Origin of the sequence: Rhizobium laguerreae, assembly GCF_019778565.1 — a bacterium.
GTDB classification, from domain to species: domain Bacteria; phylum Pseudomonadota; class Alphaproteobacteria; order Rhizobiales; family Rhizobiaceae; genus Rhizobium; species Rhizobium laguerreae.
The window spans coordinates 238,379-248,443 of record NZ_JAAXQT010000008.1 but is presented as its reverse complement, the minus strand read 5'-3'; the positions used below and the strand labels follow the sequence as shown (position 1 = coordinate 248,443).

At 62.5% G+C, this 10,065-nt stretch carries 8 protein-coding genes; 5 read left to right on the top strand and 3 right to left on the bottom strand.

Annotation, left to right across the window (positions count from 1 at the left end):
* Positions 1-81: 81 nt before the first annotated feature.
* The 3 genes from HFO71_RS24235 to HFO71_RS24225 form a co-directional block, all read right to left on the bottom strand.
* Positions 82-1,464 (bottom strand): sensor histidine kinase, encoded by a 1,383-nt coding sequence (locus HFO71_RS24235; RefSeq protein ID WP_221968322.1) that lies wholly within the window; start codon positions 1,462-1,464, stop codon positions 82-84.
* A complete protein-coding gene (locus HFO71_RS24230) occupies positions 1,461-2,138 on the bottom strand; it encodes a response regulator (RefSeq protein ID WP_027667773.1) in 678 nt (225 codons plus the stop codon). Before HFO71_RS24230 ends, HFO71_RS24235 begins: the two co-directional genes overlap by 4 nt.
* Positions 2,139-2,336: 198 nt before the next feature.
* A complete protein-coding gene (locus HFO71_RS24225) occupies positions 2,337-4,205 on the bottom strand; it encodes an adenylate/guanylate cyclase domain-containing protein (RefSeq protein ID WP_077979656.1) in 1,869 nt (622 codons plus the stop codon).
* 435 nt (positions 4,206-4,640) lie between these two features.
* On the opposite strand from HFO71_RS24225, the gene HFO71_RS24220 reads away from it, so the two are divergent.
* The 5 genes from HFO71_RS24220 to HFO71_RS24200 all read left to right on the top strand — a co-directional run bounded on the left by HFO71_RS24220 (position 4,641) and on the right by HFO71_RS24200 (position 10,040).
* Complete coding sequence (locus HFO71_RS24220; protein WP_168256381.1) at positions 4,641-5,510, top strand: ornithine carbamoyltransferase; 870 nt, start codon at positions 4,641-4,643, stop codon at positions 5,508-5,510.
* 63 nt (positions 5,511-5,573) lie between these two features.
* Positions 5,574-6,620 carry an ABC transporter substrate-binding protein gene (locus HFO71_RS24215; protein ID WP_132612326.1) on the top strand — a complete coding sequence of 349 codons (1,047 nt, stop codon included), beginning with the start codon at positions 5,574-5,576 and terminating at the stop codon, positions 6,618-6,620.
* Positions 6,621-7,001: 381 nt separating this feature from the next.
* Positions 7,002-7,946: a Bug family tripartite tricarboxylate transporter substrate binding protein gene (locus HFO71_RS24210; RefSeq protein WP_026158883.1), complete on the top strand. Its 945-nt coding sequence runs from the start codon at positions 7,002-7,004 to the stop codon at positions 7,944-7,946.
* Entirely contained in the window at positions 7,943-8,434 is a 492-nt protein-coding gene (locus tag HFO71_RS24205; RefSeq protein WP_020051630.1) for a tripartite tricarboxylate transporter TctB family protein, read from the top strand. The genes HFO71_RS24210 and HFO71_RS24205 overlap by 4 nt, the downstream gene beginning before the upstream one ends.
* Positions 8,435-8,522: 88 nt before the next feature.
* Entirely contained in the window at positions 8,523-10,040 is a 1,518-nt protein-coding gene (locus tag HFO71_RS24200; protein WP_025396018.1) for a tripartite tricarboxylate transporter permease, read from the top strand.
* The last annotated feature ends 25 nt before the right edge of the window (positions 10,041-10,065 follow it).

The window sequence follows — 10,065 nt, the reverse complement described above, 5'->3', positions numbered from 1 at the left end:
CATCGTCGTGCGGCTTGCTGTTCCCAAAAATCAGTGTGTGCAATGCAGCGAAAGAAAGCAAGGCGGAAAGGTCGTCGGCTTTTACGCTGCCTTGGCAAAGGTGACGGCCGCTTTCAGGCCCTTGCCGTCCGAACCCGCCTCCAGCGTCAGTGCGGCATTGAAAAGATTGGCGATTTCTTCGACGATCGGCAGACCGAGGCCGGCGCCTGGCGCATCGGAATCATTGCCGCGCGAAAAACGCCGGCGCACCGCCTCCAGCTTCTCGGGCGGAATGCCGGGGCCGTTGTCCTCGACTTCGAGGCGGATCGTCTCTGACGCGGCGATGATACGGACGGTGACCTCAGCTCCCTTGCCGGCATAGGCGATGGCATTGCCGGCAAGGTTGCGCAGCATTTCGCCGATCAGCAGCGGCTCGGCGCGGACCATCGCCGGGCTCTCGCCCTCGAAGCCGAGATCGATGCCGGCGACGGCGGCCGTCGGGATCTGTTCGCCGGTGATCTCCTGAGCAATGGCGGCGAGATCGATGGCGGAGGCGGTCAACGCCTCCTTGGCGGTGGCGGCGTCGATCTTGGCCATCAGCAGAAGTTGGGCAAGGATACGCTCGGCATGCGCCACCGCCTGGTCGCCCTTCAGTGCTGCCGCCTGGGCCTCATCAAGCGAGCCGGCACGGGCGGAAAGGGCAAGCTGGGTGCGGATGATCGCCAGCGGCGTGCGCAGCTGATGGCTGGCATTGCCGGTGAAATGGCGGAGCGCATCGAGCGCCGATTGCAGGCGGACCATGAAGGAATTTACCGTATCGACCAGTGGCTCGACCTCGCTCGGCACGGTCTGCTTGATCGGATGCAGGTCATCGGGGCTGCGTTCGCCGATGGCGTCGCCGAGCTTGTAGAGCGGGCGGAGCGCCACCGTGACCGAGATCCAGACGATGACGGCGGCGCCTGCGATCATGAAGGCGAGACGGAGTGCGGAGCGGACGAGGATCGCCTGCGCCAGCTGTCGGCGGGCGATGGTGGTTTCGGCAACCGTCACCACGAAGGGCACCGAGCGGATGCCCGTCGAGGCCGAGCGTTCGAGTGTGGCGATGCGGATCGGTTCGCCGCGAAAGCTATCGTCGGCGAAGGCGGCGGCATCGCCCGGCGTTTTCTTCAGGACCGGCAGGGACTGGTAGCCGGTGATGAATTGGCCCGGCGGGCCGTCGACACGGTAAAAGACGCGATCCTGCGCGGCCGAGGTCAGCATTTCAAGTGCGACATAGGGGATATCGACCTGCAGCGTGCCGTCCTCGGCGACGACGACGCGCTCGGCGATCGCCAGCGCGGAACCGGCGAGCACGCGGTCGGAGACGATATTGGAGGTCTGGACCGCCTCGCGATAGGTGTCGGCGAGTGCCAGCGTGCCGATGACGGCGGTGGAGACGAGCAGCCAGAAGAGCAGCCGGCGCCTGAGGGAATAGGCGGCTTTCATGAGGCCTCGGGCAGCTTGTCGAGATAATAACCGATGCCGCGGGCGGTCTTGACGGTCAGGCCGTGCGGCGACAGGCGCTTACGCAGGCGGCTGACATATTGCTCGATGGCATTTGCGGAAATGTCGTCGTCGAAGGCCGTCAGCGATTGAATGATCGCCTCCTTGGCGACGACCTTGCCGGCCCGCATGAAGAGGATTTCGAGCAGGCCGAGTTCGCGGGCGGGAATATCGAGTGGCGTTGCGCCTGATGAAAAGGTGCGGGAATTGAGATCGAAGGAGATGCCGCCGAAGCCGACGGTCGCCGAACGCAGCCCGGCCTGGCGGCGCAGCAGCACGCGCACGCGGGCCTCGAATTCGGCGATATCGAAGGGCTTGATCAGATAATCGTCAGCGCCGAGATCGAGCCCCTTCACTCGCTCTTCCGGCGTGCCGCGCGCGGTCAGGATGAGGACGGCCGCCTGGTTCTGTCGGGCGCGCATGGCGCGCAGCACGTCGAGCCCATCCATCTCGGGCAGGTTGAGGTCAAGGATCACCAGATCGAAATTTTCAGCGGCGATGACCGCATCGGCGGACGCTCCGTCATGGACGACATCGACGGCATGGCCCGTGCCGCGCAAGATCGCCGACAGGCCGTCGGCCAGCGCGATATTGTCTTCGGTGAGCAGGATGCGCACGGATGTTTCCCCTGTTTTTCAAGGGAGATTACAGAGATGAAGCAGGGATGTCACAGCGATTTTCAGGCTTACAGCGACGCGCGTCCTTCAGACGCGCAAAGGACGCTGTAACACTTTGAATCTACGCATCGTGCCTTCCGAAAATCGATTCCGATTTTCGGGCCGATGCGCTAGTGAACGGCCGGGAAAAGCTCGACCTCAGCTCCCGGTCCTTTCGATACGCTCGCGCTGCGTCATCGCGGCGGCGAGGAGTTTCTGGAAGCGGGGATCGTCGCGGATGTTGTCGAGATCGGAATCATTATCGAACCATTTGATGTGGTAGACGGAGCTGTTCGGCAGCAGCTTCTCCAGCAGATCGATCGCCTGGTCGACGTCGCCGAGGACGGAGTAGACGCAGGCGAGATTATACTGCGCGACGATGTCGTCGGGATCGATGGCGATCGCGCGGTCGGCCCAGTCGCGTGCCCTTGCCGCATCGCCGAGATGGGCAAGCGCCAGCGCGCCGCGATGGGCGGGGCCTGAATTTTCTGGATTGAGGTTAAGGGCGCGTTCGGCGCGCAACAGACCGAGGCGCGCCCAGTTTTCCGTATCCAGCACCCTTCCGAGCGAGCGATAGGCGGACATCAGATGGATCGGCGAGACGTAGTCATCAGAGCGGATTGCGGCGGCGCGGGTGAAATATTGCACGGATTCGGCGAAGTTGCCGTGCATGAAGAAGAACCGGGCATAGTGGAAGTTCGCCTCGAAGAGGTTCGGGTCGAGCGCCAGGGCACGTTCGAAGGCCGCCGCTGCCCTATCGTCATAGCCGCTCTGATGCAGGGCGAGACCATGGGAAGCGTGGGCTTCGGGAAGGTCAGGATCGAGCGCCAGAGCGCGAGCACTCATCTCGAGGATTCGCCTCAGCGGCACGTCATCAGGCGCCCAATCGCGGATCGCCGCGTCGCAATCGGCGATGCCGGCATAGGCGCGGGCATAATCCGGATCGAGCTCCACCGCCTTGCAGAACATGCGCCTTGCGAGCTCCAGATAGGATTTGGTCCAGGTGTGAGAGAGCTGGCGGCCTCTGAGATAATAGGTATAGGCCTCGACATTAGCGGTCGGCTCAGTCGCGATCGCCTTCTTCTCCTCCGGCAACAGACGCACCTTCAACTGGCCGACGATCGCATGGGTGATCTCGTCCTGGATGGCGAAGATGTCGGTCATGTCGCGGTCGTAACGCTCGGCCCAGAGATGGTCGCCATTGGCGGTGTCGATCAGCTGGCCGGAAATGCGCACGCGATTGCCGACGATGCGCACACTTCCCTCGAGCACGTAGCGCACGCCAAGCTCCTGGGCGAGGCGCTTCACCTTTACCGATATGCCCTTGTAGGTGAAGATCGTATTGCGCGGCACGACGTGCAGGCTGGAGATCTTGGAGAGATCGGTGATGATGTCTTCGGTGATACCGTCGGAGAAATAATCCTGGTCGGCATCGCCGCTCATATTGGTGAAGGGCAGCACCGCGATGAAGCAGGTGTTGCGGTTCTGCGCGACCAATCTGGCGGAGGAAGGCGGCGCTAAGCTGACGGTGTAGACCTGAACGGGCTGCCGGATGTTCTTCAGCATATGTTCGCCAATGAATTCGAAGCCGAGATTGAGGCGCGAGCCGACCTGCTCGCGCACCGAGGCCGACACGGCGATGCCGCCCGGCGCTGCGATGCGCTCGAGCCTGGCGGCGAGATTGACCCCATCTCCGAATATGTCGCCGTTCTCGACCACGACGTCGCCGAGATTGATGCCGATGCGAAATTCGACGCGCTCGTCCTTGGGCACGTTCTCGTTGCGGGCCGCCATGCTGCGCTGGATTTCGGCGGCGCAGGCGACCGCATTCACCACGCTCTGGAATTCGGCAAGGATACCGTCGCCGGTGAGTTTGACGATCCGGCCCTTGTAATCCGAAATACGAATGTCGACCAGCTCGCAGCGATGGCGGTTCAGCGCCTGCAACGTGCCGGATTCATCGATGCCCATCAGTCGGCTGTAGCCGACGACGTCTGCAGCAAGAATAGCGCTCAGTCGTCGTTCCATGACCCCTCCCATGGATCTTTCCAGTTTAGTCTAGCTTTTCATAGAGTTTTTGTCGCGTAGAGTCGTCCCCCGAATAATAAATTCGGGCGCTCTCGACGTTTTTAACGCGGCAGCGCGACCATATAGCGTCGTCGATCTTCATCAATACTCTAAACGGGTGAAGGACGGAGCCAATCCCTAATCCTTTGTGATGAAAAGACAATTCACATCGGAGAAAAATGGAATGTTCTGCTTTGGCCGACACTTTCTGAACCGACATCATAAAGCCGATCGCTGATCAATTTAAGGCTTGAGCCGGACCCAGGAGCATGGATTGGAAGACGAAACGCGAGAATATCCAACGCGGTATGCAATGTGATTCGCGGTTGCTTCAGCGATTGCCATGAGGCGAGCGAAGGGTATTGTGGCGACGTTTCATGCCCGACGGGGATTTGAATGACAGGTTCGGCCCGGAATTTTCTGGAGTTTCAAGATATTCCGGAGGCCGGGCTTCGGTCGATCATCGGTCGCGCCAGTGAGCTTGCCAAAGCCTGGGATGAGCGCACGATGCCGCAGAGCCTTGCGGGCAAACGCGTCGCCCTGATTGTCGATGACGGCGGATGGCGCAATACAACCGCCTTCGATCTCGGCATCCAGGCGATGGGCGGCATCTGCGCGCATGTGCCGATCGGCTTCAATACCAGGGAGGAAACCGGCGATCTCTCCGGGTATCTCGGCAACTGGTTCGACATGCTGGTGATCCGCACGAAGGAATTTGCGACATTGAAGGCGGTGGCGGCAGCCTTGCCGGTGCCTGTCATCAATGCGCGCACATGCTACAACCACCCTTGCGAGACGCTCGGCGACCTTGCCTATATCGACAGCCGGCGTGGCTCCATCGACGGGTTGAAGGTGGTCGGCGTGGCGGCGGACGCAAATATCCTTCGCTCCTGGGCCGAAGCATCGATCGCGTTGCCGATCGAGGTGGTGCAGGTCTATCCCGAACGCTGGCACATCAGCGATACCGCGCTGCTCAATGGACGCTTCCGTGTGAGCACCGATATGGGCGAACTATCGGATGCCGACGTCGTCATCACCGATTCATGGCCGGGTGACGCTGCCGAGGAGGCGCTTGCCGGTTACCGGATCGGGACCGATGTGCTCGATCGTTTGCGGGAGGATGCGATCTTCCTGCCGTGCCCGCCGGTTACGCGCGGCCAGGAGGTGGCGGCCGAGGCGATGGAACATCCGCTCTGCCGGAGCCGCGCCGCCAAGGCTTTCCTGTTGCACGCGCAGAATGCCCTGATGGAGTGGGCAGGCGCCTAGTCCGGAGCCCTTGCTCCTCCTGGCGCGCTCAGGCATTGTTGCTGCATGAGGAGAGTTTTCATCTTGCTGCTGGCGTTCTGGCCGGGCTTTGCGCTCGCCGATCCGGTCTTCTATCCGGCGAAGTCGGGCAATGCCGATGCGCCGGTGCTGACGGTTTATTCCTCGCTCGACGAGCCGCTGGCGCAACCGATGATCCGCGGTTTCCAGGACGCCAATCCCGATATCGCAGTCAAATATGAGGACATGCTGACCGGCGACATCTACGACCGGATCGTCAGAGAGACGGATGCCGGCAAGAAGACGGCGGATTTCGCCTTTTCCTCGGCGATGGACCTGCAGGTGAAGCTTTCCAACGACGGATATGCACAGGTCAGCAACCTGCCGATGAGTGCTGCATGGCCGAAATGGGCAAACTGGCGCAACACCGCCTATGCGCTGACCTTCGAGCCGGCGGTATTCGTCTATCACAAGCCGAGCTTTGCGCATGAGCCGGTGCCGAGTTCGCGGGCTGAATTCGTCGACTATCTGAAGCGCAAGGGCAACGAGGTCTACGGGCGGATCGGTACCTATGACATCGAGCGTTCCGGCGTCGGCTTTCTTTTCATGGCGCGCGACCAGGAGCAGTTCGGCGACATCTGGTCGGTGATCGGGGCTATGGGGGCTGCCGGCGTCAAGCTTTATTCGACGAGTTCGGCGATCCTCGAACGCGTTGCCGACGGGCGCTTCGTCCTCGGCTACAATATTCTCGGCTCCTATGCGGCCGACTGGGCCTCGCGCTATCCCGATGTCGGCATCGTGCTGCCGAAGGATTATACCGTGGTGATGTCGCGGATCGGGCTGGTGCCGCAGGCCGCCGCCGAGCCGGAGCTCGGTCGGCGTTACCTTACCTTCTTCATGTCGAGGGAAGGGCAGACGATCATGGCGCGCGAGCTGCAGATCCCGGCCGTCAGCCCCGAGGTCGCGGGGGAGAATACCGCCAATACGCTGCAGGAACTGCTGGGCGCCCAACTGCGGCCGGTGCCGGTCAGTCCCGGGTTGATGGTCTATCTCGACCAGGTGAAGCGGGCGCGGCTGATTGCGCACTGGAACGAGGTTCTGCGGACGCAGTGAAGGCGTCAGCTTTCAGCCTGATCACCCTCTTTACAGAGCTTTGGGTCGCTCCGCCCGTACCTCTCGTCGGATGAGGCTCGCAGCCGTACTTCGGCGGCGGGTAATACACTCGCCATTGGCAATGAAGAGCCGGGATTTAGATCGGCACCTGCCAATTACGGCAAAAAAGTGTCGTCTCCTTCTGGATATCTCGCCGATGTCAGCTAAATGACAGGTTGTTGTGGTCGCTTTGGCTACTTCTTCTCCGTGGAGGCGGAGAGCTGAAGCCTTGGGAGGGTATTCCGCTCGTCATTCAGGACGCTTGCGTCCGCTGACCGGCCATTCCTCCCGATTCCCAGAGAACAACAGGCGGTTTGCTCAGCCGCCGACGGAGGACACATCGTGAAGCATACGTTCATCGCAACCCTTCTTGCAGCGACCATCGCGCTGCCGGCCTATGCGGCCGACTACACCATCATCGCGCCGGCCGCGCCCGGCGGCGGCTGGGACCAGACGGCCCGTTCGCTGCAGACCGCGCTGCAGCAGGAGAAGATCTCCGGCAACGTGCAGGTCCAGAACGTTCCCGGCGCCGGCGGCACCATCGGCCTTGCGCAGTTCAGCAGCCAGGCTGCCGGCAACCCGAATTCGCTGATCGTCGGCGGCTATGTCATGGTCGGCGCGATCCTCACCAACAAGTCGCCGGTGACGCTCAAGGACGTTACGCCGATCGCCCGCCTGACCGGCGAATATGAGGCCGTCGTCGTTCCCGCTGCATCCGAGATCAAGACCATGGCCGATCTTGTTGCGGCGCTGAAGAAGGATCCGGGTTCGGTTTCCTGGGGCGGCGGTTCGGCCGGCGGCACCGACCATATCACCGTCGGCCTGATCGCCAAGGCCTCCGGTGTCGATCCGACCAAGATCAACTATGTCGCCTTCTCCGGCGGCGGTGAAGCGCTCGCCGCAATTCTCGGCGGCCAGGTCACGGCCGGCGTCTCGAGCTATAGCGAGTTCGAATCGCAGGTGAAGTCAGGCACGCTCCGCCTTCTCGCCGTCTCCAGCGAAAAGCGTATCGACGGCGTCGATGCCCCGACGCTGAAGGAAGCCGGCACCGACGTCACCATACAGAACTGGCGCATGGTCGCCGCTGCTCCCGGCCTGTCGGCAGAACAGGTGGCAAGCGTCACCGCCGATTTCGAGAAGCTGCACAGCTCCGCCACCTGGCAGGAAACGCTGAAGACCAAGGGCTGGGCCGACACCTATCTGTCCGGCGATGCCTTCAAGGCGCAGCTCGAAAAGGATATCTCGGCCACTGAGAGCATTCTCAAAGACATCGGACTTGTTCAATGAGCGAGGATAACACCTCCTCGGCAACCGAGCGCCGCCCTGATTGGGCGGCGTTCATCATTGCCGTTTTCCTCTTCGTCGTCGCCGGCGTGATGGCCTGGGATGCCTTGCATCTGAAAACGATCGCGCAATACGATCGCATCGGTCCGGCGACAGCGCCTCAAATGGTGGCATTTGGCCTCTTCTGTCTCGGGATATGGACCGCCTTCGAAGCCTGGCGCGGCGATTTTCCGGAGCGCGACCGGCAGGAAGTCGCACCCGTCATCTGGATCGTCGCCGGTCTTGCCGGCCAGATGCTGCTCCTGCGCGTCGCCGGCTTCTCGATCGCAACAGGCATCCTCTTCGCGCTGACGGCACGCGGCTTCGGCAAACGCAAGCTCTGGATCTCGCTGCCGCTTGGTATCGTCCTCAGCTTCGTCGTCTGGGCGATCTTCTCGCAGCTGCTGCAGCTGACGCTGCCAGCCGGGCCGCTGGAACATCTGTTCTTCTGACCGCGCGGGACGCGCTGTCAGCTCTTTTGATTTTGCGCGGCGCCCGGTTGCGAAACGCACGGCCGGGAATGCCGCTTGGGACACCAAGATGAGCACATTCGAATTTCTATGGCAGGGTATCCTGGTTGCGATGCAGCCGATGAACCTGGTTTATGCGCTGGTCGGCGTGACGCTCGGCACCGCCGTCGGCGTGCTTCCCGGCATCGGCCCGGCACTCACCGTGGCGCTGCTGTTGCCCGTCACCTACAAGCTCGATCCCGGCGGCTCGCTGATCATGTTCGCCGGCATCTATTACGGCGGCATGTATGGCGGTTCGACGACCTCGATCCTGCTCAACACGCCGGGTGAAAGCGCTTCGATCGTCACCGCGCTCGAGGGCAACAAGATGGCGCGCGCCGGGCGCGGCGGACCGGCGCTAGCGACAGCGGCGATCGGCTCCTTCGTCGCCGGCCTGATCGCCACACTGGGGCTTGCCTTCATCGCGCCTTATATCGTCAAGCTGGCGCTGGTCTTCGGTCCGCGCGAATATTTCGCGCTGATGGTGCTTGCCTTTGTCACCGTCTCCTCGGCCTTCGGCGATTCGGCATTGAGGGGTCTGACCTCGCTGTTCATCGGCTTTGCGCTCGCCATGGTCGGCATCGACCAGCAGACGGGGCAGGCCAGGCTTACCTTCGGCATTCCCGATCTGCTCGACGGTGTCGAGGTGACGACACTGGCGGTGGCGATGTTTGCGATCGGCGAGACGCTCTACATCGCCGCGCAGGGCAACCGGATCGCCGAGAAGGTCGAGGCGGTCAAGGGTTCGCTCTGGATGACCGCTGAGGACTGGGCGCGCTCGTGGAAACCGTGGCTGCGCGGCACGCTGATCGGTTTTCCGATCGGCGCAATGCCGGCGGGCGGCGCCGAAATCGGTACCTTCCTCTCCTATGCCACCGAAAAGCGGCTGGCGAAAAACCCGGAAGAGTTCGGCCATGGTGCGATCGAAGGTGTCGCCGGCCCTGAAGCGGCGAACAATGCATCGGCCGCCGGCACACTGGTGCCGCTTCTGACGCTCGGCCTGCCGACGACGGCGACGGCGGCAATCATGCTTGCCGGCTTCCAGCAATACGGGCTGCAGCCGGGGCCGCTGCTGTTTGCCACCAATCCGCAGCTCGTCTGGGGGCTGATCGCTAGCCTGCTCATCGCCAATGCGATGCTCTTGGTGCTGAACCTGCCGATGATCGGGCTCTGGGTGCGGCTGCTGACTGTTCCGAAGCCGTGGCTCTATGCCGGCATCCTGCTGTTTGCGACGCTCGGGACGATCGGCGCCAATCCGTCGGTGTTCGAGCTCGGCATGCTGCTCGCCTTCGGCCTGCTCGGCTATGTGATGCGGCTCTTCGGCTATCCGATCGCGCCTGCCGTCGTCGGCCTGATCCTCGGGCCGCTTGCCGAACAGCAGCTGCGCCGGGCGCTGGCAATCAGCCAGGGCGATGTGACGACGCTGGTGATGTCGCCGATCGCGGCAGGCCTGCTCATCGTTGCAGCCGCCGCCTTCCTCATCCCGCTGATCCTGCGGCTGCGCGGCAGAGGGCAGGTGCTCTCGCAACTGGCGGCAAACGAAGACTAGCGCATCGGCCCGAAAATCGGTTCCG

What these genes read in the sequence shown, in the direction of transcription:
- HFO71_RS24200 (WP_025396018.1), top strand. Translation starts at nt 8,523, where the DNA reads ATGAGCACATTCGAATTTCTATGGCAGGGTATCCTGGTTGCGATGCAG.
- HFO71_RS24205 (WP_020051630.1), top strand. Translation starts at nt 7,943, where the DNA reads ATGAGCGAGGATAACACCTCCTCGGCAACCGAGCGCCGCCCTGATTGG.
- HFO71_RS24225 (WP_077979656.1), bottom strand. Translation starts at nt 4,205, where the DNA reads ATGGAACGACGACTGAGCGCTATTCTTGCTGCAGACGTCGTCGGCTAC.
- HFO71_RS24220 (WP_168256381.1), top strand. Translation starts at nt 4,641, where the DNA reads ATGACAGGTTCGGCCCGGAATTTTCTGGAGTTTCAAGATATTCCGGAG.
- HFO71_RS24235 (WP_221968322.1), bottom strand. Translation starts at nt 1,464, where the DNA reads ATGAAAGCCGCCTATTCCCTCAGGCGCCGGCTGCTCTTCTGGCTGCTC.